The 20,607-nt window shown below is 63.1% G+C and carries 27 protein-coding genes; 11 read left to right on the top strand and 16 right to left on the bottom strand.

All coding sequences use genetic code 11. The annotated features are described in order from the left end of the window. Positions 1-82: 82 nt before the first annotated feature. Positions 83-217 carry a DUF7128 family protein gene (locus tag U5914_RS10600; RefSeq protein WP_332312157.1) on the top strand — a complete coding sequence of 45 codons (135 nt, stop codon included), beginning with the start codon at positions 83-85 and terminating at the stop codon, positions 215-217. Positions 218-255: 38 nt separating this feature from the next. Here the strand turns inward: U5914_RS10600 and U5914_RS10595 are convergent, their stop codons facing one another. From U5914_RS10595 to U5914_RS10585, 3 genes are all read right to left on the bottom strand, one after another. Then, the gene (locus tag U5914_RS10595) at positions 256-498 is read right to left on the bottom strand and encodes a DUF7508 domain-containing protein (protein ID WP_336135733.1); all 243 of its coding nucleotides are present in this window, start codon (positions 496-498) and stop codon (positions 256-258) included. A 2-nt stretch (positions 499-500) separates the two neighbouring features. Then, positions 501-971: a DUF5796 family protein gene (locus U5914_RS10590; protein WP_336135732.1), complete on the bottom strand. Its 471-nt coding sequence runs from the start codon at positions 969-971 to the stop codon at positions 501-503. A 150-nt stretch (positions 972-1,121) separates the two neighbouring features. Continuing rightward, on the bottom strand, positions 1,122-1,745 hold the full coding sequence (locus tag U5914_RS10585; RefSeq protein WP_336135731.1) for an OsmC family protein: 624 nt from the start codon (positions 1,743-1,745) through the stop codon (positions 1,122-1,124). Positions 1,746-2,009: 264 nt separating this feature from the next. Here U5914_RS10585 and U5914_RS10580 point away from each other — a divergent pair, with 264 nt between their 5' ends. From U5914_RS10580 to U5914_RS10550, 7 genes are all read left to right on the top strand, one after another. Further along, on the top strand, positions 2,010-2,426 hold the full coding sequence (locus tag U5914_RS10580) for a VOC family protein (protein WP_336135730.1): 417 nt from the start codon (positions 2,010-2,012) through the stop codon (positions 2,424-2,426). A gap of 55 nt (positions 2,427-2,481) precedes the next feature. Then, positions 2,482-3,330: a shikimate kinase gene (locus U5914_RS10575; protein WP_336135729.1), complete on the top strand. Its 849-nt coding sequence runs from the start codon at positions 2,482-2,484 to the stop codon at positions 3,328-3,330. Then, positions 3,327-3,632: a chorismate mutase gene (locus U5914_RS10570; protein WP_418766760.1), complete on the top strand. Its 306-nt coding sequence runs from the start codon at positions 3,327-3,329 to the stop codon at positions 3,630-3,632. The genes U5914_RS10575 and U5914_RS10570 overlap by 4 nt, the downstream gene beginning before the upstream one ends. A 151-nt stretch (positions 3,633-3,783) precedes the next feature. Next, on the top strand, positions 3,784-3,975 hold the full coding sequence (locus U5914_RS10565) for a hypothetical protein (protein ID WP_336135728.1): 192 nt from the start codon (positions 3,784-3,786) through the stop codon (positions 3,973-3,975). Between the two features lie 357 nt (positions 3,976-4,332). Then, the gene (locus U5914_RS10560) at positions 4,333-4,617 is read left to right on the top strand and encodes a ribbon-helix-helix domain-containing protein (protein WP_336135727.1); all 285 of its coding nucleotides are present in this window, start codon (positions 4,333-4,335) and stop codon (positions 4,615-4,617) included. Further along, the gene (locus U5914_RS10555; RefSeq protein ID WP_336135726.1) at positions 4,610-4,894 is read left to right on the top strand and encodes a type II toxin-antitoxin system RelE family toxin; all 285 of its coding nucleotides are present in this window, start codon (positions 4,610-4,612) and stop codon (positions 4,892-4,894) included. The genes U5914_RS10560 and U5914_RS10555 overlap by 8 nt, the downstream gene beginning before the upstream one ends. A gap of 642 nt (positions 4,895-5,536) precedes the next feature. Continuing rightward, positions 5,537-6,397 carry a succinate dehydrogenase/fumarate reductase iron-sulfur subunit gene (locus U5914_RS10550; protein ID WP_336135725.1) on the top strand — a complete coding sequence of 287 codons (861 nt, stop codon included), beginning with the start codon at positions 5,537-5,539 and terminating at the stop codon, positions 6,395-6,397. A gap of 58 nt (positions 6,398-6,455) precedes the next feature. Here the strand turns inward: U5914_RS10550 and U5914_RS10545 are convergent, their stop codons facing one another. The 7 genes from U5914_RS10545 to surE all read right to left on the bottom strand — a co-directional run bounded on the left by U5914_RS10545 (position 6,456) and on the right by surE (position 11,163). Continuing rightward, entirely contained in the window at positions 6,456-6,743 is a 288-nt protein-coding gene (locus U5914_RS10545; protein WP_336135724.1) for a hypothetical protein, read from the bottom strand. 206 nt (positions 6,744-6,949) lie between these two features. Further along, positions 6,950-7,672: a hypothetical protein gene (locus U5914_RS10540; RefSeq protein ID WP_336135723.1), complete on the bottom strand. Its 723-nt coding sequence runs from the start codon at positions 7,670-7,672 to the stop codon at positions 6,950-6,952. Positions 7,673-7,846: 174 nt separating this feature from the next. After that, on the bottom strand, positions 7,847-8,233 hold the full coding sequence (locus tag U5914_RS10535; RefSeq protein ID WP_336135722.1) for a hypothetical protein: 387 nt from the start codon (positions 8,231-8,233) through the stop codon (positions 7,847-7,849). Positions 8,234-8,352: 119 nt separating this feature from the next. Beyond that, a complete protein-coding gene (locus U5914_RS10530; RefSeq protein WP_178288691.1) occupies positions 8,353-8,547 on the bottom strand; it encodes a cold-shock protein in 195 nt (64 codons plus the stop codon). Between the two features lie 249 nt (positions 8,548-8,796). After that, the gene (locus U5914_RS10525; RefSeq protein ID WP_336135721.1) at positions 8,797-9,354 is read right to left on the bottom strand and encodes a HalX domain-containing protein; all 558 of its coding nucleotides are present in this window, start codon (positions 9,352-9,354) and stop codon (positions 8,797-8,799) included. A gap of 91 nt (positions 9,355-9,445) precedes the next feature. Further along, positions 9,446-10,252, bottom strand: a complete 807-nt coding sequence (locus U5914_RS10520) for an AAC(3) family N-acetyltransferase (RefSeq protein WP_336135720.1) — start codon at positions 10,250-10,252, stop codon at positions 9,446-9,448. A gap of 134 nt (positions 10,253-10,386) precedes the next feature. Continuing rightward, the gene (gene surE / locus U5914_RS10515) at positions 10,387-11,163 is read right to left on the bottom strand and encodes a 5'/3'-nucleotidase SurE (protein ID WP_336135719.1); all 777 of its coding nucleotides are present in this window, start codon (positions 11,161-11,163) and stop codon (positions 10,387-10,389) included. Between the two features lie 123 nt (positions 11,164-11,286). Between surE and U5914_RS10510 the strand changes: the two genes are divergently transcribed. Continuing rightward, complete coding sequence (locus U5914_RS10510) at positions 11,287-12,153, top strand: mechanosensitive ion channel family protein (RefSeq protein ID WP_336135718.1); 867 nt, start codon at positions 11,287-11,289, stop codon at positions 12,151-12,153. 144 nt (positions 12,154-12,297) lie between these two features. Then, positions 12,298-13,302, top strand: a complete 1,005-nt coding sequence (locus U5914_RS10505; RefSeq protein ID WP_336135717.1) for a histidine kinase — start codon at positions 12,298-12,300, stop codon at positions 13,300-13,302. A gap of 24 nt (positions 13,303-13,326) precedes the next feature. Here the strand turns inward: U5914_RS10505 and U5914_RS10500 are convergent, their stop codons facing one another. The 4 genes from U5914_RS10500 to U5914_RS10485 form a co-directional block, all read right to left on the bottom strand. Further along, entirely contained in the window at positions 13,327-14,769 is a 1,443-nt protein-coding gene (locus U5914_RS10500) for a small ribosomal subunit Rsm22 family protein (RefSeq protein ID WP_336135716.1), read from the bottom strand. Next, positions 14,766-15,503 (bottom strand): NAD(P)-binding domain-containing protein, encoded by a 738-nt coding sequence (locus U5914_RS10495; protein ID WP_336135715.1) that lies wholly within the window; start codon positions 15,501-15,503, stop codon positions 14,766-14,768. Before U5914_RS10495 ends, U5914_RS10500 begins: the two co-directional genes overlap by 4 nt. A gap of 257 nt (positions 15,504-15,760) precedes the next feature. Next, the gene (locus U5914_RS10490) at positions 15,761-15,913 is read right to left on the bottom strand and encodes a hypothetical protein (RefSeq protein ID WP_336135714.1); all 153 of its coding nucleotides are present in this window, start codon (positions 15,911-15,913) and stop codon (positions 15,761-15,763) included. Positions 15,914-16,015: 102 nt separating this feature from the next. After that, the gene (locus tag U5914_RS10485) at positions 16,016-17,185 is read right to left on the bottom strand and encodes a M24 family metallopeptidase (protein WP_336135817.1); all 1,170 of its coding nucleotides are present in this window, start codon (positions 17,183-17,185) and stop codon (positions 16,016-16,018) included. Between the two features lie 81 nt (positions 17,186-17,266). Between U5914_RS10485 and aroA the strand changes: the two genes are divergently transcribed. Next, positions 17,267-18,580 carry a 3-phosphoshikimate 1-carboxyvinyltransferase gene (gene aroA / locus U5914_RS10480; protein WP_336135713.1) on the top strand — a complete coding sequence of 438 codons (1,314 nt, stop codon included), beginning with the start codon at positions 17,267-17,269 and terminating at the stop codon, positions 18,578-18,580. A gap of 229 nt (positions 18,581-18,809) precedes the next feature. On the opposite strand, the gene U5914_RS10475 is transcribed toward aroA, so the two are convergent. Then, positions 18,810-19,844 (bottom strand): guanosine monophosphate reductase, encoded by a 1,035-nt coding sequence (locus U5914_RS10475; RefSeq protein WP_336135712.1) that lies wholly within the window; start codon positions 19,842-19,844, stop codon positions 18,810-18,812. Between the two features lie 71 nt (positions 19,845-19,915). Beyond that, positions 19,916-20,524 carry a zinc-ribbon domain-containing protein gene (locus tag U5914_RS10470; protein WP_336135711.1) on the bottom strand — a complete coding sequence of 203 codons (609 nt, stop codon included), beginning with the start codon at positions 20,522-20,524 and terminating at the stop codon, positions 19,916-19,918. Positions 20,525-20,607: the final 83 nt, after the last annotated feature.

Genomic DNA, 20,607 nt, shown 5'->3' with positions numbered 1-20,607 from the left:
CGGCGGCTTTACGGTTCCGCCGTCACCGAACCCTGGCCGGTTCGGAGAAACGAATATACGTTCAGGCAAGAGAGTACCACGCATGGTCGCGACCACAGAGCGGGACGGAGCGACGTGGTACGAGTGTGAGAAATGCGGACTGCTCTTCGACGACCGCGAGGACGCCAAACAGCACGAGGCCAACTGCGATTCGGAGGAACCGAGCTATATTCAGTAGCAACGCCTCGAACGGCCATCTCGGAAGGGGATAGCCGCTTATAAGCGCTCGCGGTGTTCCTCGACCAGTCGCTCGGCCTCCTCTCGGTTCTGCGTTGCCTGCCAGCGGACCTGCTCGCCGTCGCCGTAGCCGAGCGCCTCTTTTAAATCGTCCCGGAGCGGGCCGTGGTCGACGGCGATGACGTTGCCGTTGCCGTCTCCGAGTTCGTAGATGCCGTAGCGGTCGGGGACCGTCCCGACGGTCGACCGGTTCAGCGGCTCCCAGCCCTTTTTAAGTGGCATCGTCAGTCCTCGCCGTCGGCGTCGTTTTCGGCGCTGTCGTCAGCCTCCTCCGGTGAAACCAGTTCGTAGGATGCCTCGGCGCGTTCGTCCTCCGAGAAGACGAACACGCGGCCGCGAGCGGTCTCGGGGTCGGCCGTAATCTCGGTGCGGTAGCCGTGGTTCTCGGCGTCGACGCCGGGGAACAGCGACGCCTCCTCGCCGCGTTCGACGATGACGCGGCCGACGCCCGTCGATTCGAGGATGTCGTCGTGGGTCCGTCGGTCGTTGACGTAGACCATCACGCCCTCCTGTTCGTCGGGCGAGGTGACGAGGACGTGGACCTCCTTGCCGGGGCCGCAGACGACCGATCCCTCCTTTTTGGTCGGTACGCCGTGATAGAAGACCGTCCGCTCGTCGAGATACTCGACCTCGATGCCCTCGGGTTCGAGCGAGATGCCGAGCGTCTCGGGGGCGATGTCGCTTCGCTGGGTCATTGGCAGCCCTAGCGCGGGCGACGGCAAAAGATGGACGGTTCGACGGTGCGAGGACAGTCACCAGTGTCGTCGGAACAGGGTCGATAAAAAAGCAGTGACAGCCGCCGTTCGACCGATGGGCGTCACCTTACACGGTTACGACCGCCTGCATCAGTCGTCGGCTTCGATGGGCCGCTGTACGTCGACGACTGGGTCCATCTCGTGGGCGAGATGCATCAGGTTCCAGACTGGCGAGCGCTTCGCGCCCTCGGCGAGGGTTTCGGCGTCTTCCTCCGAGAGGTCGTCCCCGCTGACCGCTATCTCGACGCGGATGTCTTCGAAGGTGTTCTCTGAGTTCTCGACGTCGTCGATCATGAGGACCACGCGCGGGTCGAAGTCGAGGCGGACGTTCGTTTCGAGGTCCTCCAGCTCGATATCGTTCGCCAAGGCGGTGACGCCGACGGCGACGTTCAGACAGCCGCTGAGTGCGGCCAGCGCCACCTCGATGGGCTCCATGCGGTCCGTCGGGTCGACGAAGCCGGACGCCTCCTCCATCTCCCGCCATGCGCCCATCGGGAGGGTGTACTCCCGGGTATCCCGTTCGATTTCCTCGCCACCGAGGGTGTACTCGTTGATTCTCGCGAGGCTGTGGAAGACCCGCCCCTCGTAGGGGGCGCGAGCCCCGAGTTCCATCTGTATCTCCTCGGGGTTGGCCGTCGCGTGCTCGACGAACTCGTGGAACGCCTCTATATCGAGTCCTTGCTTTACCGTCTCCGATTCGTGTGTTGCTGCCATGGGTTCCTCCTGGTCCTGTAATCCACGGCAACGCCGCTACGCGTGCAGCCGGTGCTGTCCGCTGGGTATCGTCATCCGTGGATTACCGGATATCTCCCGTTAAACATCATTAATGTTTGTTATAAATTGCTGCCTCATGCTCGTACTTGTTTGCCACATACGGCCCACACTCGGTCCGACCCCGCGTCGGCGTCGGTTCGACCCGTCGTCAGTTCTACGGCGTGGGTCGGAAGCGCCTTTGTCGGTCGGCGAGTGGAGCCACCCATGCCTGACCTCACGGCCCACCACGTCGGCCTGACCGTCTCGGAGTTGGACCGCGCCGTCGAGTTCTATCGTGACGTCCTCGGCCTCGACGTCGTCTCGCGCTTCGAGGTCGCCGGGGAGGCGTTTTCGACGGCGGTCGCCGTCGACGACGCGGCCGGACGCTTCGCACACCTCGACGCTGGGGGCGTCCGCCTCGAACTCGTCGAATACGACCCCGAAGGCGACGCCACCACGTCCACACTCAACCAGCCCGGTGCCTGCCACGTCGGGTTCGCCGTCGAGGACGTCGATGCCGTCGTCGCGGGCCTTCCCGACGACGTCGAGACGGTAAGCGAGCCACGGACCACCGCGAGCGGGACCCGGTTGGTCTTCCTCAGGGACCCCGACGGGAACCGCATCGAACTGCTCGAAGAATGACCCTCGCTTGCGCTAATCGCCACCGATTTGTAGGCGCCACGGTGAGGGTAGCCTGATGGAAGGTCGCGCAGTCGCCCCGGCGGCGGGCACCGTACTGAACGCGCTGGCGAACGGTTACGGCTCCGCGTTCGCCATCGACGCCTACACCGAGGCGACCGTCGAACTCGACGAGACGGGAACCGTGACCGGCGAGGTCGCCGAGGCGCCCGACGCCGATACCGCCCTCATCGAACGCTGTGTCGAGCGGTGCGTCGAACGCTTCGGCGACGGACAGGGCGGCCACGTCCACACCGAAAGCGAGATTCCGATGGCCGCCGGCCTCAAAAGCTCCAGCGCCGCAGCCAACGCGACCGTGCTGGCGACGCTGGAGGCACTCGGGGCGGGCGACGAACTCGACCGAGAGGAGGCCTGCCGCATCGGTGTCGAGGCCGCCCGCGACGCCGGCGTCACGATTACCGGCGCCTTCGACGATGCCTCGGCCTCGATGCTCGGTGGCGTCACCGTGACCGACAACACCGAGGACGAACTCCTCCGACGCGACGAACCCGACTGGGATGTGCTCGTCTACACGCCCGACGAACGGGCGTTTTCGGTGGACGCCGATGTCTCCCGATGCGAGCGCATCGCCCCGATGGCCGACGTGGTCTACGAGTTGGCGATGGACGGCGACTACGAGCGCGCGATGGGGGTCAACGGCTTCGCTTTCTGTGCCGCCTTGGGCTTCCCGAGCGAGCCCATCGTCGAGGCGCTTCCCGACGCGGCCGCCTCGCTTTCGGGCACCGGACCGAGCTACACCGCCGTCGGCGACCGCGAGACGCTGCAGCGACTCGAAGACATCTGGAACGAACGAGACGGACATACATGGCTGACAACGACACAAACGACCGGAGCGACGACGAAATGAGCGACAACAGCGAGTTCCGCGGCGACCCCGCGGAGATGGACCTCGACGAACTCCGCGAGGAGATACGGACCATCGACCGCGAGATCGTCGAGTTGATCGCCCAGCGAACCTACGTCGCCGACAGCATCGCCGAGGTCAAACGCCAGCAGGGGCTGCCGACGACCGACGAATCCCAGGAGGAGGCCGTCATGGAACGGGCCGGCGAGAACGCCGAGCAGTTCGACGTCGACGCGAACCTCGTGAAGGCGATTTTCCGACTTCTCATCGAGTTGAACAAAGTGGAGCAACGTGAGTCTCGGTAACATACAACATAGTTTTGTGCAGTCCTTTCTTTCACGTTAAATTGGCCTGACTAGCCGCTCGGTCGAGTCTGCGGACTAATCAATCTGTTTTCAGGTGTTTCCGTACGCATTCGTGCGTACATCTATACGCGAGACTGTGGTAACGTGACTCATGCGAGAGTTCACACTTCGAGCTGATGAGACTGGCACGCTCGAACTCGTCTGTGAGCGGAACGACAAAGAGGCCCCCGAACCCAATGTTCGCTCATTCGCTGAACGTGACGAGTTCGGATTGCTCGTTGATGATCTGACGCCAGGAGAACAGGTACTGCTGTTTGTTCCCGATACCACCTCTGAGGAGTAATGCTGAAAGATACGATCAACCCCCTGTCGGCAGGAAGGATGCACTACGTCTCCGTCACAACGCTCACTAACTGATTTACACCGACCGATCCGTAGACATCCTCCATCGACCGATTCGCATCTCTCTGTTCAGGGAAACCCGCCGTAGATTGACGACCCGTGTCCTACTTCGGTGATTTGTACGACTCTCTCGCTTCGGTCGAATCGGACGATAGCTCGATAGTCACCGACTCACAACGACGCACATGATTTCAGTCCAAAACAACGGTTTGGCGATTCTGGCGTCGCTTCGTTCCTCCCACGAGGAGCCGTATCTGCCAGCGAAACAAATTTAGTAAGACAAACGTAACACAAACGTATGTCTGGAGCAGCCACAGAAGAGAACGGCGACGACGAGATCGTCACGGTGAACTTCAAAGTCACCCAGTCGTTTCTCGACGAGATAGACGGCACGTGGCAGGGACGCGGCTTCAACAGTCGGAGCGAGTTCATCCGGTATACGCTGCGCGACGCAATCGAGTTCCCGACGTTTGACCGCGACGAACTCGTTGCCCTCCTCGAAGCGGAAGAGGATATCCGCCAGGGGCGAACCATGAGTGCCGAAGAGGCGCGCGAGCAGTTCGGCACGGACGGCGATGAGTGACGGCGACTGGACATGGGAACTGACACCGAAAGCACAGGACGACCTCGCTGCGCTCGACCCGCACGAACAAGACCGTATTCTCGACAAACTCGACGAAATCGTCGATTCGCCGTGGCGTGACCCACCCGATTACGGCGAACCACTTCAGAACAGTCCACGGAAGAAAGTGCGCGTTGGAGGATTCCGTCTCGCCGTGACGTTCCGTCAGAACGAACGACGCATCGTGGTTGCTCGAATCAAGCGCCGTGGTGGTGCATACACCGCCGACGATGACTGAGTATACTCCAAAGAAAGCGGCAATCTATACAGAATCTGTAACGTTAGTCCGAGACCTGAACAAGGTAGAGCAAATAGAGAGCCGGTAAACCGCAGGGCGCGCGGTGATGGTGGTTCTTGCAGAAAGCCATTTAAATAGGCCATAAGTCAACGAAATAGGAATCCAACAGAACCGCGTGATCAAATTCTAACCAGTTACTCAACACCGTTTCCATCCGTCTACTAGATGCTCGAATAGTACGCTATCTCCACTGCTCTTCCAACTGTTCTCAGTATTCTGCGTTTATTCTGGATGCTGTTGCAGCCAGTGTCGTCTTGGCGCTACCGCAGTCTGGACAACGAGCAAATTCGTACATGCCCCACCGATTCGCCACATCAGCGTCGAAGGAGTTCCTGCATTCGTGGCAGATAAGCGAAACGTTCACTCTTCCACACGGAGACATGTGCCACTGCGAGTTTTATTTGGCTCAATCAACGTATGTATGTTGTTAGGTATCATACCACAAGTAATTATGCTCGTCCACCGTATCTTTGAGCGGTAGAGCTGCCACGCGTTGTGAAATAGACGGTGGACGAACCACGATAATGAAGTCAGTCGAGTAGACGAAGACGGAATCATCGGGAGGAGACTGAAGCGACCACCATGTCATCGAACCATCCAAAAGCAGTCACAGAGCGGTCACCACAGGAGCGCCGACTCGACGAGAAGGAGGCACGCAGAGACCAGTCCCGGACCCAGCAAGCACGGAGCAACCACGATACGCCAGATACGGACGGAGAGACAGTTCAGCTGAAGGTATTCCGGTACGACCCGGAGGTCGAAGGGAAGAAAGACCCTCGATTCGACGACTTCCACGTCCCGTTCTCTCGGGGGATGACCGTTCTCGATGCACTGATTCACGCCCGCGACCACTACGATTCGAGTTTGACGTTCCGACACTCCTGTCGGCAGGCCATCTGTGGGAGTGATGCACTGTTCATCAATGGGCGACAGCGGCTCGGCTGTAAAACCCAGATTTCCGACCTCGATACTCCCGTTCGGGTCGAACCACTTCCGCATCAGGATGTCGTGAAAGACCTTGTGGTGGATATGGAGGACTTCTACGAGCAAATGGAGAGCGTCGAACCGTACTTCCAGCCGGACGAGCTCCCGCGCGATGACCTCGAAGAGCAGCGGCAGTCACGGGAAAACCGCGAGAAAATCAAGAAGAGTACGCGGTGTATCTGGTGTGCAAGCTGTGTCTCGTCCTGCAACATTGCTGCAGGGGATAACAAGTATCTGGGGCCAGCAGCGATCGTGAAGGGGTATCGGTTCTACATGGACGAACGAGAAGGCGAGGAAATCGCTGAACGCCGACTCAATATTTTGGAGCAAGAACACGGCGTCTGGCGGTGCCAAACCCAGTTCTCGTGTACGACCGTCTGTCCGAAGGACATCCCGATTACCGAGGAGATTCAGGCGATGAAACGGGAGGCAGTCAAAGAAAACCTGAAGTTCTGGTGACTGTGGCTCTGTCTCGCAGTCTCATCATTGGCGAGTAAATTTTTGGTTAACGTGCTTGTCAGTCGTCGTCAACCAGTTTTGTCCGGACGTAGTATGGGCCCTCCCAGTTTTGGACCCACTCTGGGGCCGCAGGGTGGGATTGCAATTGGTTCGCTTCGTAGGATTCGTCCGGAAAGACAGTCCCCTCCTCGTCGGTTCCGTCTTCCCAGGCCACTACAAACGTTACTGCGTCCCGGTTTTCAGCGGGGCTCAGTTGTTTGTCTGCCCCATCGTCTAGATGGTACGGTGCATCGACCCATGTTTGCGGATTAAACGTGACGGCGATTTCTGATTTTGTGGTTGGCATGATCGTCGTTGTTCCAGTATGTAATCTAATGTATGCGTGGAAGGCCGAAGAAGAGCGGGGTGAGTCTCACTTGTTGAGACGCGATGAGGCCCTCTGTTTCATACACGATTTCGTCTGAACGAGAGGGTTTGTCGGACCTCCTGCCAACCGTCCCATGCCGCCCACTCGACCCAGAGAGACGGTCGCCTCGCCGGGAATCTTCCCGCTTAATCTCGCTGGAGGCGATGTTCGCGCTCGATATCCTGCAGCTGTGGAATCAGTTCTGAATCTCCTGCGACGTGGATGATGTAGCGAGGAACGTTCCGTGTGGTTCGGGCCATGAACGGTTCGCCCCAGAAACTCAACAGCGCGTCCGTCTGCTCGTGTTCCGTCCCGCGGAGAATGAAGGAGACGTTGTCATCGAGATCGCGCCAAACAGGTTCTTGTACCGTTTCTGCACCCGTACACTCCTGTACTTTCGGTTTGACCTGCGTATTCCAGCGCTCCCGTTCGCTCTCGTCGAGGACGAATTGAATCGAGGTGACCTCTGGATTTTCGATCGGTGGTCGAAGCAGTGCATCGAACAGGTCCTGGGGGATGAACATGAGCAGACAGACGTTGAACCAAATCATATCCCCGCGGGCCCCCTGGCCGAACTGCGTACTTCGTGCTCTGAGTTCCCCCGGGCCGATGAGTTCGAGGTCGGGAGTATCCATACCGGCGCGAATCTCTTCGACGGTGCGTTCGGTTTGCGCAACGGACTCAGAGAGGTGCTCGGTTTCGGATTCCCGTCTGAGATGGCTGATAAACAGGAACGCCATGAGAACGAGGGTAATCTGGAGAAGTACGGCCTCGTCCACGATGTGCAGGAAATGGAGGACGAGCGCGAGAACCGCCGCTAGAATGCCCGCGACAGCCTCCCATTCGACTTGCTTGATTTGCCATCTCATATCGAATGTATCCCCGGAAGAGAATTCTGTCTATAGCCTCATTACTCTGTGCAGGCACATAGCGGAATCCGCAGTTGACTACCGTTGGTTCAAACGAGGAGTGCCAGACGACCGCTTACAAAATCACGATTACTCAACTTCGGTTAGTATTGAATTCGATTCCGCTTTCGAGCGTCAGTCCTCTGCAGGCGCTCCCTTCGAAGGGCGACCGTCGATATCGTCGACGGACGCGTCCCCGTCGGGTATATCGTCGACGGCCTCTTGAATCTCGTCCGTTCGGGGCCGGCGGTCGACGCGCTCGTTGACCGTTTCGAGTCGGTCGATAACCTCGTCGATGTCGTCGCTGAGCGTCTCCTCGACGTTCTCGGCGACTTTATCGGTCATCCATTTGGGGTCGAAGCGTGCCATCTTCCAGGCGACGTGAATCACGTAGGAGATGAGCACGCCGAGGCCGAACGCGATACCGATGTCGTTTCGGACGACGATGATGAGAAGGACGGAGACGAAGATAGTGACTCCGTAGGCGAGGTCAGTCAGGTAGTCGACGCGACGTGGTTTCATTGGTGTGTTCCGTTCATGATATGGGTTAGGGTCGCTACTCGACGAGCGAACCGCTATGGGTGCGGCGTTTCGAAAAATCGGAAATTCAGCTACCGATGCCGTGAGGCGGCGGTAGTCGGTTATGCGCGAACGACGTTCGTCGCGCGGGGGCCCTTGGGGGCGTCCTCGATTTCGAATTCGATTTCGGTGCCTTCGGTAAGGTCCTCGCCGCCAACGTCCTCCATGTGGAAGAAAACGTCCTCGTCGGAGTCCTCAGTCTCGATAAAGCCGTAACCGCCCGTGTCGTTGAAGAAATCAACAGTACCGTTTGCCATTACGAATATATAGAGGCCGACGGCACGGTTAAGGGTTTGCATATGCGTACTGAATCCCTACGATAGCGCATACGTATAACTCGAAGCGAGGTTCTCGTTGGCGAGTGACCACATTCTGTCGGTTCGATGGTGATATTGTGATGATGAGGTCGGAAGGATAGAACGAGCCTGCCGTTCCGGAAGTTTCGCATAACGGTATCGTGTCCGGCCGCGGAAACGCCGGCACGTGGGGTGTTCCGTGACTCCGTTTCAAAGATTGGAGAGGAGCACGTCGAAGTCCGCGTCGTCGAAGTCGTCGGTGAGTTCGTCGATGTCGGCTTCGACCGCCTCGATTTCCTCCAGCAGCGCCTCGTACTCGTCGTTGGACCGGAGTTCGGTGCGGGGGTGTTCGGATTCGAGGGCGGCGCGCTTGGAGACGAGGGCGAAATGTCGCTGGAAGGCGTCCTCGTACTCCGAGAGCGCGTCGAGTCGCTCGACTGCGTCGGTGAGTTCCTCCCGCGGAACCGGCTTCGAGAGGTAGGTGTCGAACGGCATATCGAGGATGTCGAACTCTGGGTCGACGGCGGTCACCATCGCCACACGGCAATCGAGGTCGCGATTCCGAATCTCGTCGAGGACCTCGTCGCCGGAGATGTCGGGCATCCGCCGGTCCAGAAGGACGATATCCGTCTCGGGACCCACCATTTCGAGGGCCTCCCGTCCGCCGTATGCGGTTTCGACGTCCCAGTCCTGCTCCAGCCACGCCGCATACAGATCCGCGAGCGCGGCCTCATCGTCGACGATGAGCACGTTCGTCCCTCTAGACATGTGTTGGTAGTTACCACGCCGGGTTCTTAGTTCTATCTCACGGATGGGGCGGGGATAGCCACGCCTCGTGGCCGACTGTCGACGGTTCGAGTTATCGGCGCGCCTCGAACCATTCGGCGGCGAAGTCGACGAGTTCGCGCTGGTCGAGGAGTTTCACGTCGCCGGCACCGACGGTCCCGACGGCGACGCCGACCTCGGACTCGAAGGCCGCGCCGGCGTCCTCGAAGTCCGCCGTCTCCGTCACGATGTCCGCGTATTCGACCACGACGCGCTCGCCGTCCTCGACGACGGGCGCCCGGTGGCAGACCCGCCCTTTCTCGAAGTCCGCGCGATACTCGGCGAGATGCAGCGACGTGTTGACGCTGTGGCCGACGCCCAAAAGAAGGACGCGGCCCGCACGGTCGTAGACCTCCGCCAGCGGCGACCCCTCGCCGAGGCCGTTATCGTAACTGTGGTCGGCGACGACCGCCTCGGCGTCGGCGCCCCACGCCGCAAAGGAGTATTCGGGGTGGCGGCTCCGGACCGCATCCGGATACGTCCGGAAGCATTCCGGGACGGCACCGACGCCCCGGGACGGCGTTGCCGCCGGTCGGAACGGCGGCATGCGCTCCGGCATCTCCTCGACCCACGCGTCGGGTACCGGCGGATTCGACCAGTTCGCCGAGTCGCTGAACTGGGGGCTGTGAGTCGGGACGACGAGCGTTCCCTTCTCGGTGACGGCCCGCTGGAGCCCCTCGACGACGGCCTGCTGTTGGCCGGCGACCCAACCCAGCGCGCTCATCGACGAATGAACGATAAGTGTCTCGCCGGGGTCGACCCCGAGGGCCCGCAGGTCGGCGGCGATGTCGTCGGCAGTCACAGGGGTTTCCACCCGTTCGATTACGGCCTGCTCGGTCATGCCTCGGGCCACGGCGGCGGGGGTTGAGTATCTTCTCCGGACGTGTTGAGGTGTGTCATAGGGGCGACTGACACGGTGTGTCTGAACGGGAGACCGACGCGACCGACGCGGACGCGTTCGGCGTCGTCGACCGGTTATTCGGAATAGGTCTCCGCGAGTCCGTCCAGCGCTTCGTGGTGTGTGGTCGAATGCGGTGCGGTCAGCGGCGAGACGCTGACCCGTCCCTCGACGACGGCCCGACGGTCGCTGCCGAGCGGGTCGGGGATGTCGCCTTCGGCCATCCGCTCCCAGATGCGGTCGTGAATCGTGACCGTCTCCCCCTCGCGTTCGGCGTCCATCTGGTAGACGTGGGAGGGCCGGGTAATCTCCATGTCGGCGCGGCCTGATTCCGACGGCAACGGCGCGTTGACGTTGAGATAGTCCGCGTCCTCGAAGACGCCGACGTCGGGAGCGTGGTCGAGCAGGTACCGGACGGCACGGGAGGCTTCCGCGAAGTCAGCGGGGTCGGCCTCGAAATCGTCGAACGAGATGTCGCCGACCGGGAAGTAGACCGAGGCGGCGATGGCGGGTATCCCGAAGAAGGCCGCCTCGACGGCCGCCGAGACGGTGCCGGACCGCCCGAGGACGTACTCGCCGAGGTTCGCGCCGGCGTTGGCGCCGGCAACGACGACGTCGGGGTCGAGTTCCAGCGCGCCGATGCCCGCGATGACGCAGTCGGTCGGCGTCCCCTCGACGGCGTAGCCGAGTTCGTGGTCGCGGAGCGCGACGTGCTTTGAGTGTTGGCGCCCGACGGCACTCTGGTCGGTCGCCGGGGCAAGCACGGTCACGTCGGCGACGGCATCGAGTTCCTCGTAGAGGGCCCGAATCCCGGGCGCGTCGATGCCGTCGTCGTTCGTGAGAAGGACGTCCATACCGTCCGTGGGGACGGCCCTCGCAAAAGTTCATCGCCCTCGTCGCTCGATGGTGTCCGTTCGACGGCCACCACCGCACGGACGGCGATTGGGGTTTTTGTTCACACGACGTGCATGTACCGTATGGTCGGTCAGATTTCTCCGCCGGGGTGGCTGACGGAGGTGGTCGCTGCGTACGAACAGGTGTTCTCGGAACTGTTCTGGTTCGTCGTGGGGTTCGCGGTCGTCTACTTCATCAGTCAGATATTCATCGTTCCGGTCGTGCTCCGGGTCATCAGGTCGCGTAATCGAAACAACCCAACGATAGAGACGGCGACGAAGACGTACCTTCGGGTGATTCTCATCGGGCTCGCGACGCTGACGGGCATCATCGCTGCCGGCTACGGCCGGATACTCTCGGAGTCGGCGGTCATCATCGCGGCCATCACGTTCGCCCTCGGTATCGCCGGCCAGCAGGTGTTCGGGTCGCTTATCAGTGGGATGTTCCTCGTCGCGGACCCCGACTTCAACGTCGGCGACTGGATAGAGTGGCCGGGCGGTGAGGGCACCATCGAAGAAGTCGATTTTCGCGTCACCCGGGTCCGAACGCCGAACAACGAAAGCATCTCGGTTCCGAACACCGAACTCACGAAGAACGCGATCAACCGTCCCTACGGTCGGGACAGATATCGGATTACGGAACAGGTGTACGTCGCTTATTACGAGGACACCGAGCGGGCCCTGATGGAACTGCAACAGGTCGCCGTCGACCACGAGGCGGTCCTGGGTGACCCCGCTCCGAACGCACGTATCGTCGACCTCGGGGAGAACGCGATTACGGTACAAGCGGAGTTCTGGATCGAGAACCCGAGAAACACGGATATCCGTATCGTTCGCTCCGATTTTCGCCGGTTGGTGAAGCGTCGGTTCGACGAGGAAGGTATCACGCTCGCTCCGCCGTCCGCGCAGTTGCTCTCGGGAGAACTCGCCGTGACGGACGACCGACCGTAGTCCCACTTCGACGGCCAGCTGAGATATCGAGAACCGGTGTCGTCCATCGTCACTAAAACTATGTAAGTGGACCCGAACCGTGTTATCAGACCGTCGCACCGGTTCGTGGGGGACACGGCGGCGATGGGTGTACTACGATTATCGATGGCTACTGGAATCGAATTCGGCGTCTTCACCGTCGCCCCGATCTGTGTACTCGGCGCCGTTATCGTCTACAGTTCGGTCGTAGCCTACGAACTCGCTGACGCGCGTCCGGTTCTCCTGGTCGCGTTGCTGTCGATGATGCTGCTCCACCAACTGACGGAAGTCGTCCAGTTCGGTTCGGGGACGTACTATCGGACCACCTCACCCTCGGCGGAGATGTTCGAATCGAGTGCGAACCTACTGGCGAGCGTCGCGTCGTATTTCGTCCTGCAGCAGATATCGACACTCCGGGCGACGAGAGCCGAACTGGAGGCATCGAACGCGGCGCTCGAAGAGCGCTCTTCGATGGTGAGCGTTCTCAACCGCGTCCTTCGGCACAACGTCCGCAACGACATCAACATCATCGCCGGCCAAGCGGCCTACATTCGACAGCAGATATCCGATGACCGGTTCGAGCAGGAACTGAAGACCATCGAGGAGACGGCATGGGGACTGGTCGGTATCTCGAACCGCACACAGCGTATCAGACAGCTATCGGTCGAAGACCCAACGAACACGACCACCTTCGAGGTGCGCGAGTGTCTGGAAACGGCGGTCGAAATCGCCGAAGGCACAGTTCCGGACGCGAACGTCACACTCACCGGCGCCGACGACGGTACCGCGACGATTACCGGGCCGTCATCGCTCCCGACAGCGATAGCCGACGTCATCGAGGAGATACTCACGGCCGGCAGCGACCCGGTCACCGTCGATATCACCGTAACGGCGGACGACACCCCGGACGAGGCGGGGCGTACGCACGTGACCATCGTCATAGACGACGACGGGGACGGACTTCCGGAGTTGGATATCCGGGCGATAGAAAACGAGGAGGAGACGCCGATGGAACACGCCGAGGGACTGTCGCTGTGGTGTCTCGAGTGGGCCGTCGAGCGGGCCGGAGGCGACCTCGACCCCGACCCCGACGACGGAACCCTCGAAATCCGGCTTCCGCAGGCCGATTGACTCCTGCCGTCTATCGGCCCGCGTTCAGGCCAGTCGGTCGACGACCGTCTCTGCGTCGACGACGAGGTTGTAGGCCTCCTCGTCGTCGTTCCACAGCACCAACACGTTCTCGAAGCGGAGCAGCGAGCCGTACGGTGCCCGCGCGAGCGATTCGTTGAGCGCCGATTTGCGGGTCAGAACGGCGTAGTGGTCGACCGCCTCGGAGCCGTCGCTGATTTTGAACAGCGGGTTGCCCTCCTCGGCGAGGTTCGGCGAGAGTTTGAGCGCGTCGAGGTCGATGCGCTCGGTGACGTGGGCCTCCATGTCGGCCATCTTCGCGACCTGCTCGGGGGCAGGCGTGTACTCGATGGCCCGCTTGCCGTCCGTCCGCAAGAGGAGATAGGCGAACTGGACGTCGGTGTTGAGGTAGGTGCCGTCGCCGCTCGCGACGAGGCCGCGCCGGTCACCGTCGGCACCGCCGTCGACGGCCGCCCGGTCGAGGCGACTCTGGAAGGCCGGCGGTTCGATGTCGGGCTCACGCCTGAAGGTCCAACCGCGGTCTTCGGGTTCCTCGTCGGGCCAGAGCCGAACCGTCGGCGCATAGACGGTGGCCTCGGGACGTCGGTCGACGAGGTCGCGTTCGATTTCACGGAGACGCGTGGCGGTCCGCTCCTCGGCCGGTGCGATGGCCACGAGCGTCCCGTCGTCGGCCAGCACGTCGAGATAGCGGTCGGCGACCGCAACCGGGTCGTCCAGTTCCGAGAGGACGTTCGCGAAGACGATGAGGTCGTATTCGGCGTCGGCGTCAGGTTCGAACGCCTCGGCGGTGGTCCGATGAATCGTCGGGCGGAAACTCGGATGGGTTTCCTCCAGCATGTGTTCGAGGACGTCCGCGGCAGCGCTCGGTTCGACGGCGTCGTAGTCGACGAGGACGCCCTCCGGGAGGAAGTCGTGCAGTCCGAGCACGGGACCACCGGTGCCGGCACCGACTTCGAGGACGCGCAGGTCGTGGTCCAGCAGGCCGTCCCGCGCGAGTTCGGCGAGGGCGTACTGGATGACGGCGTAGTAATCCGGTAGGTGGTAGATGCCGTAGGCCAGCGCGGTCTCTCGGTCGTAGTCGACGGTGCTATCCGCGAAGTAGGCCTCCTTCAGGTCGTCGATGCGCTCGCGGAGGGCGTCGCCGCTGTCGCCGTCGGGCCATCCGGGGCCGTATTCTTCGACCAACAGGTCCTCGAAGCGGCGCGCGTAGGTCTCGGGAAAGCGTTCGACGCCGCGGAAGTCGACCTCTATCGGTCCCTCCTCGATGGGGACGAACGTGCCGTCCTCGCGTTCGCGGATGCCCAACTCGAAGGCGTGTTCGCGGAGCGTCTCGCGGACGACCGCCGGGTGGGGTTGGCCCTCGACGTACTCGTATATCTCCTCGGGGTCGATGGGGCGGACCTCTCGGAGGTACCGGGCGTTGTCGATGATGGCCTCGGTGTCGGTCATCGGTCTTCTCCGGCCTCCTCGTAGCGGTCGACGAACGTTTCGCGGTCGGCGTCGGCGAGTTCGCGGGCGGCCTCGGCGACGGCCTCACGGCCCGCGAAGCGTTCCTGAATCTCGGCGTAGACCTCCGGTGTGCCGTCGACCATCTGTTCGACCAACTCCTCCAGCGGCGCCGACAGCGTCGTGTGAAACCGCGGGTCGACGTCGTCGGCCGCAAGCGCGTAGGCGAGGACGGCGGTGTGGGCCTTCGCCTGTACCGTCTCCATCGCCCGGTCGTGTTCGGCGGGCGTCGTCTCGAAGACCTCGTTGCCGGCGGCCGAGAGACTGTCCCGAATCGTCTCGATTGTCGGCCCATCGCGGTCGACGACGACGGGGACGTTCCCGGGCGCGTTCGAGGCGGAAAACAGCGGATGGAAACTCGCCCGCTCTCGGCCTTCGGCGTGGTCGGCCAGCGCGGCGACCGAATCCCGCATCTCGCCGGAGACGTCGACGACGGCCTCGGTCGCCTTCTCGGCGTGGTCGGCGATGGCCTCGGGAACCGCCGTCATGGGGACGGCGATACAGACGACCTCGAAGCGCTCGTCGGTGTCCAGCGGGACCGTCGTGGCGTCGTCGTGTTCGGCGGCCGCATTCCGGGCCACGGTGTGGTCCCTGTCCGCGAACGCGACGCTGTCGGCGCCGCTGTGGCGGGCGAACCACCGGCCCATCTCCCCGGCCCCGACGACGAGCAGTTGCATGCCAACGGGTAACCGCGGCCGACTCAAAAGGGGTTCGGGATACGCGCTCCGTCGCCGGGCCTGCGGCCGGCTATTCGGGCGTTTCGGAACGGCCAACGGGCACGACTCTGCGGCGTCGAGAGGATGGCGGCTCAGGAGTAGTCGTCGTCACAAGGGGCTCGGAGCGGGGGTAGGAGCCTCATCATAGCCGCCGGCAGACCGTAGGACGTGCCGGCTTTTGTACCTTATCAGTGCCCCGGCCGGGCGGTGCGAATCCGCTACTCGACGAGTTCGAACGCGTTCGTTCCGCAGGTACAGTTCGAGTTACCGAGAGCGCGTATCTCGCCGCCGGCCCGAATCTCGACGGGGCGAACCGTCTCACAGTCCGCGCAGACGGCGATACTACACCGGGGTTCGTCGCTGCTCGACATATGCGGATGACGGCGCCCCTCGGTCTAAGAGGTGTGTTACCAATCGACGAATGAACTGCCCAGAACATATAAAAAGCGTCGGACGGCGAAGGGGCGGTCCGCTCAGACCCGGAGCGATTTCTCGTAGTCAGTCAGGTTCTCGTAGCCGTCCTCGGTGACGACGACGAGGTCCTCGATGCGGACGCCGCCGACCTCGGGGTCGTAGAGGCCCGGCTCGATTGTGATGATGTGGCCGGCTTCGAGCTCGTTGTCCTGTTCGGAGACGCGCGGGAACTCGTGGATGTCGAGGCCGACGCCGTGGCCGGTCGTGTGGATGAAGCCCGTTTCGGTCGTCTCGTCGGCCCTGAGCGTCGGCAGGCCGGCGTCTTCGTAGACGTCACAGACCGCGCCATGGACTTCGCTGCCCGTGACGCCCGCCTCGATGGCATCGAGGGCGGCCTCCTGTGCCTCCAGCGTCAGGTCGTACCACTCCGCGATGGTCTCGGAGGGTTCGCCCACGCAGAATGTACGGGTCATATCGGCGTAGTAACCCGTCTCCTTCGAGCGCGGGAAGATGTCGACGATGATGGCCTCGTCGGCCGCCAGCGGCCCCGAACCCCGGTCGTGGGGGTCGGCGGCGTCGGCGCCGCAGGCGACGATGGTCTCGTCGAGCGCACAGCCGTGCCGCAGGAGCTCGATTTCGATCTCCTGTTTGACCTTCTCGGAGGTCAGTGGTTCGCCTTCATAAACGAGCGTGCCGTCCCCGACGTCGGCGGCGTCGAGCAGTTCCTCGGCGCGGGCCATCGCGGCCTCGTTGGCCTTCTGGGCCTCGCGGATGTTCTCGACTTCCTCGTCGGTCTTGGTCGCACGAATCGACTCGATGACGTCGTCGGTGTCGGCCTCGACCTCGATACCGAGGTCGCGCAGGCCGTCGGCAGTCCCCAGCGGGAAGTCGTCGGGTGCGGCCACAGACGACGCGTCGTGAGCATCGAGGAACGATTCGAGGGTGTGGTAGAAGCCCTCCGGGATGCCGTACTCGTCGATGTTGGCGCGGTTGTCGTACTCGGAGTGGCGTTCGACGCTCTCGGCGCGGGCGTTGCGCTTCGCGCGGCCGTACTCCAGTGCCGAGACCAGCAGGTGCGTCTCGCCGGTATAGAGCGTGACGAACGGGTCCGGGGCGGTAAAGCCCGAGAGGTATCGCTGGTTGGAGTCTTCGCCGTCGGCTCGGATGAGGTAGCCGTCGATATCGGCGTCCTCCAGATACTCGTCGAGTTTCGAGAGGTCCGGGTCCATGTCGGTATCGCGGGGCGGCGTGCTAATAGGGGTTGTCGTCGCCATCGGTAGCCTCTTTTCGCCGCCCCCCGACCCACCGGTATGGACGTTCACATCTCCCCGTCGGCGGTTCGCGGCACGGCCCGAGCGCCGCCGTCGAAGAGTTACACGCACCGCGCCATCCTCGCGGCCGGCTACGCCGGCGGCGCCGTCGTCAGGAACCCGCTTTTCAGCGCCGACACGCGCGCGACCATGCGTGCGGTCGAGGCCTACGGCGGGTCCACGACGGAACTCGACGGCGGCGACCTCGAAGTCGTCGGCTTCGAGGGTGACCCGGAAACGCCGAGCGACGTCATCGACTGTGCCAACAGCGGAACGACGATTCGCCTGACGGCGGCGACCGGCGCCCTCGTCGACGAACTGACGGTCCTGACCGGCGATTCGTCGCTTCGCTCGCGACCGCAGGGCCCGCTGCTGGACGCGCTGAAGCAACTCGGCGCCCGCGCGGAATCGACCCGTTCGAACGGCGAAGCCCCACTCATCGTCGGCGAGGGCATCCTCGACAGCGGGGTCTCCATCCGCGGGGACGTCTCCTCGCAGTACATCACGGCCCTGCTGATGGCCGGCGCGGTCACCGACGAGGGCGTCGACATCGAACTGACGACCGACCTCAAGTCCGCCCCCTACGTCGATATCACGCTGGAGGTGCTGGAGGACTTCGACATCGACGCCGAGGTACTGGGCGGCGACGACTCCGACGTTCGGGCCGCCGGCGCCGACGGCTTCCGTGTGCCGGGCGACCAGAGTTACGAACCCGACGACGGCGAGTACCACGTCCCCGGCGACTTCTCGTCGATGTCCTATCTGTTTGCGGCGGGCGCGCTGGCGGCCGACGACGAACTCGTCGTCGAGGGTGCCTACCCGAGTGCGCAGGGGGATTCGGCCATCGTCGGCATCCTCGAAGACATGGGCGCCGATATCGACTGGGACCGCGACAACGGCGTCATCACCGTCGCACGGTCGGACCTGCGTGGCATCGAGGTCGGCGTCGCCGACACGCCGGACCTCCTGCCCACTATCGCGGCGCTGGGGGCGGCCGCCGAGGGGACGACCCGCATCACCGACTGCGAGCACGTCCGACTGAAGGAGACCGACCGGGTGGCCGCGATGGCCACCGAACTCGAAAAGATGGGCGTCGACGTCGAGGAGTACGAGGACGAACTCGTCGTCCACGGCGGCGGCCTCGACGGCGCGACCGTCGCCGGCTACGAGGACCACCGCATCATCATGGCGCTGGCGACGGCGGCGCTGGTTGCCGACGGCGAGACGACCATCGAGGGTGCCGACCACGTCGACGTCTCCTTCCCTGATTTCTTCGAGGTGCTCTACGACCTCGGCGCCGACGTGGAGCGGTAATCCCCGGATAACCGTCCCGAAACAGGCCAGTTCTCCGGAACACGTTCGGATGCAGGTTGAGGACGTGACGCTGACCTAATTTATGAGGCAAAACATTCAGAAGGGGAGGGGCGAAAGGGGGAGATGCGTTGGTTCGATACCCTCGACCGACGCGAGTACTGGTCCCTCGGGAACAACTGGTATCCCCGTTCCCACCTTTCGAAACCCCACGTAGCCGCTCGGTCGCGGTCTAAACGTCGTTCCCGAAGCCGTGGGCGCCGTTGCGACCCTTCGTCGTCGGGTTCACCTGCATGAACTCCGCGTTCTCGCGGGCAGTTGCGAGGTCGTGCGCACCGGCATAGGAGAGGCCCGACCGGATGCCGGCGGTGAACTCCTCCAGCCGTGGACCGACGGGACCGGCGTACTCGGTGAGCGACTCGACGCCCTCGTCGGCCTCGATGTCGGCGTCTTTGTCCTCGCGGTCCTCGGCGGCCGCCGCCGTGGACATCCCGCGGGAGCGTTTGTACTCCGTGCCGTCGACCTCGACAACCTCGCCGGGGGCTTCCTCACAGCCGGCGAAGAAGCCGCCCATCATGACCGCGTCGGCGCCGCCGAGTAGGGCCTTGATGGCGTCACCCGAGGTGCGGATGCCGCCGTCGGCGATGACCGTCACGTCGTGGTCCCGTGCCTCGGCGGCACAGCGCTCGACGGCCGTGAACTGCGGGACGCCGAAGCCGGTCACTTCACGCGTAGTGCAATGCGAACCGGGGCCGACACCGACCTTCACGCAGTCGGCGCCGGCGGCCGCGAGGTCCTCGACGCCCTCGCGGGTCACGACGTTGCCCGAACACAGCGGGGTCTCGGGGAACGCCTCGGCGAGTTCGGCGGTCGCCTCGATGGTTCGCTCCATGTGGCCGTGGGCGACGTCGAGGACGAGCATGTCGGCGCCGGCGTCGACGAGCGCGCTCGCTCGCTTCACATAGTCCTCGGCGACGCCGACCGCGGCCGCGACGTCGAGGCCGTCGGCGGCGACCGATTCGACCATGTCGGCTTGGCGGTCGACCGCGAGGAATCGGTGGACGACCCCGAGGCCGCCACGCTGGGCGACGGCACGGGCCATCTCCGCTTCCGTCACGCTGTCCATCGCGGCGGTCGTCACCGGGACGGCGAGTTCGAGGCCGTCCGCCAACTCCGTCGAGAGGTCGACGTCGTCGCGACTGTCGACCGGCGACCGCTGGGGCACGAGCAACACGTCGTCGTACGAGAGTCCCGTTTCGTAGGGCATACGCAAACCTTCCAAGCATAACTCATCATCACGTATAAGCGCGTCGGAACGGGAGACGTCGGGGCGACGGGTCAGTCGCCGGCGACGGCGGTCCCGCACTCCGGACAGTAGTTTTCGGTCCCCCTCAGTTCGTGCCCACAGTCCGGACAGCCCGAATCCAGATTCAGTCCACACGTCGGACAGTAGTTCTCCCCGCCGCTCAACTCGTGGTCGCAATCGGGACAGACGTGTTCGGCGGCCACTACCCCTCTCCCGTCCGTCATGCCCGCCCCCTCAGGGACCTCGTACTCGGACGGAACCGGCACGGTCTTCGGCGCCAACTCGAACTCCGCGGACGGCCCGACCCCCGCTTCGAGCAGGTCGAGTTCGAGGAGCCGGTTGCCGACGTCCTCGAGGATATCCTGCACGCTGACGGTCCCGGCACTGTCGGCGAACAACGTCCCGTCGCTGAAGACGACGATAACCGTCTCCTCGTAGTCATCGGGGTCGTAGACCACCCCGGGAAACCGTTCGCCGTGGTCGAGAACCTCCCCCAATTCGAGGCTGATAGCGACCGACGCGAGGTCGAGGTCGTGGTCGAAATCGACGTACGCCGAGGTCGTAATCCCATCGGGTAGCTCGACCCCGAGGGCCTCGATGTGGTTCAACAGCTCGTCCGCAGAAACGTCTGGTCCCCCCATAGCGTTCGGTACCACGATACGCAAGATAAATCTTGGCACGATTTCCGACGATACTTTCTCGACGGAGGTGAGCATCGTTGCAG

The sequence above is a fragment of the Natronomonas amylolytica genome (genome assembly GCF_037031205.1).
GTDB classification, from domain to species: Archaea; Halobacteriota; Halobacteria; order Halobacteriales; family Haloarculaceae; genus Natronomonas; species Natronomonas amylolytica.
Note: the sequence above shows the minus strand (reverse complement) of the source record. Positions and strands in the feature narration are given on the sequence as shown.

Excerpts from the sequence above, each read along its gene's own strand:
- U5914_RS10600 (WP_332312157.1), top strand. The coding sequence starts at position 83 with ATGGTCGCGACCACAGAGCGGGACGGAGCGACGTGGTACGAGTGTGAG.
- U5914_RS10595 (WP_336135733.1), bottom strand. The coding sequence starts at position 498 with ATGCCACTTAAAAAGGGCTGGGAGCCGCTGAACCGGTCGACCGTCGGG.
- U5914_RS10590 (WP_336135732.1), bottom strand. The coding sequence starts at position 971 with ATGACCCAGCGAAGCGACATCGCCCCCGAGACGCTCGGCATCTCGCTC.
- U5914_RS10585 (WP_336135731.1), bottom strand. The coding sequence starts at position 1,745 with ATGGCAGCAACACACGAATCGGAGACGGTAAAGCAAGGACTCGATATA.
- U5914_RS10580 (WP_336135730.1), top strand. The coding sequence starts at position 2,010 with ATGCCTGACCTCACGGCCCACCACGTCGGCCTGACCGTCTCGGAGTTG.
- U5914_RS10575 (WP_336135729.1), top strand. The coding sequence starts at position 2,482 with ATGGAAGGTCGCGCAGTCGCCCCGGCGGCGGGCACCGTACTGAACGCG.
- U5914_RS10570 (WP_418766760.1), top strand. The coding sequence starts at position 3,327 with ATGAGCGACAACAGCGAGTTCCGCGGCGACCCCGCGGAGATGGACCTC.
- U5914_RS10565 (WP_336135728.1), top strand. The coding sequence starts at position 3,784 with ATGCGAGAGTTCACACTTCGAGCTGATGAGACTGGCACGCTCGAACTC.
- U5914_RS10560 (WP_336135727.1), top strand. The coding sequence starts at position 4,333 with ATGTCTGGAGCAGCCACAGAAGAGAACGGCGACGACGAGATCGTCACG.
- U5914_RS10555 (WP_336135726.1), top strand. The coding sequence starts at position 4,610 with ATGAGTGACGGCGACTGGACATGGGAACTGACACCGAAAGCACAGGAC.
- U5914_RS10550 (WP_336135725.1), top strand. The coding sequence starts at position 5,537 with ATGTCATCGAACCATCCAAAAGCAGTCACAGAGCGGTCACCACAGGAG.
- U5914_RS10545 (WP_336135724.1), bottom strand. The coding sequence starts at position 6,743 with ATGCCAACCACAAAATCAGAAATCGCCGTCACGTTTAATCCGCAAACA.
- U5914_RS10540 (WP_336135723.1), bottom strand. The coding sequence starts at position 7,672 with ATGAGATGGCAAATCAAGCAAGTCGAATGGGAGGCTGTCGCGGGCATT.
- U5914_RS10535 (WP_336135722.1), bottom strand. The coding sequence starts at position 8,233 with ATGAAACCACGTCGCGTCGACTACCTGACTGACCTCGCCTACGGAGTC.
- U5914_RS10530 (WP_178288691.1), bottom strand. The coding sequence starts at position 8,547 with ATGGCAAACGGTACTGTTGATTTCTTCAACGACACGGGCGGTTACGGC.
- U5914_RS10525 (WP_336135721.1), bottom strand. The coding sequence starts at position 9,354 with ATGTCTAGAGGGACGAACGTGCTCATCGTCGACGATGAGGCCGCGCTC.
- U5914_RS10520 (WP_336135720.1), bottom strand. The coding sequence starts at position 10,252 with ATGACCGAGCAGGCCGTAATCGAACGGGTGGAAACCCCTGTGACTGCC.
- surE (WP_336135719.1), bottom strand. The coding sequence starts at position 11,163 with ATGGACGTCCTTCTCACGAACGACGACGGCATCGACGCGCCCGGGATT.
- U5914_RS10510 (WP_336135718.1), top strand. The coding sequence starts at position 11,287 with ATGGTCGGTCAGATTTCTCCGCCGGGGTGGCTGACGGAGGTGGTCGCT.
- U5914_RS10505 (WP_336135717.1), top strand. The coding sequence starts at position 12,298 with ATGGCTACTGGAATCGAATTCGGCGTCTTCACCGTCGCCCCGATCTGT.
- U5914_RS10500 (WP_336135716.1), bottom strand. The coding sequence starts at position 14,769 with ATGACCGACACCGAGGCCATCATCGACAACGCCCGGTACCTCCGAGAG.
- U5914_RS10495 (WP_336135715.1), bottom strand. The coding sequence starts at position 15,503 with ATGCAACTGCTCGTCGTCGGGGCCGGGGAGATGGGCCGGTGGTTCGCC.
- U5914_RS10490 (WP_336135714.1), bottom strand. The coding sequence starts at position 15,913 with ATGTCGAGCAGCGACGAACCCCGGTGTAGTATCGCCGTCTGCGCGGAC.
- U5914_RS10485 (WP_336135817.1), bottom strand. The coding sequence starts at position 17,185 with ATGGACCCGGACCTCTCGAAACTCGACGAGTATCTGGAGGACGCCGAT.
- aroA (WP_336135713.1), top strand. The coding sequence starts at position 17,267 with ATGGACGTTCACATCTCCCCGTCGGCGGTTCGCGGCACGGCCCGAGCG.
- U5914_RS10475 (WP_336135712.1), bottom strand. The coding sequence starts at position 19,844 with ATGCCCTACGAAACGGGACTCTCGTACGACGACGTGTTGCTCGTGCCC.
- U5914_RS10470 (WP_336135711.1), bottom strand. The coding sequence starts at position 20,524 with ATGGGGGGACCAGACGTTTCTGCGGACGAGCTGTTGAACCACATCGAG.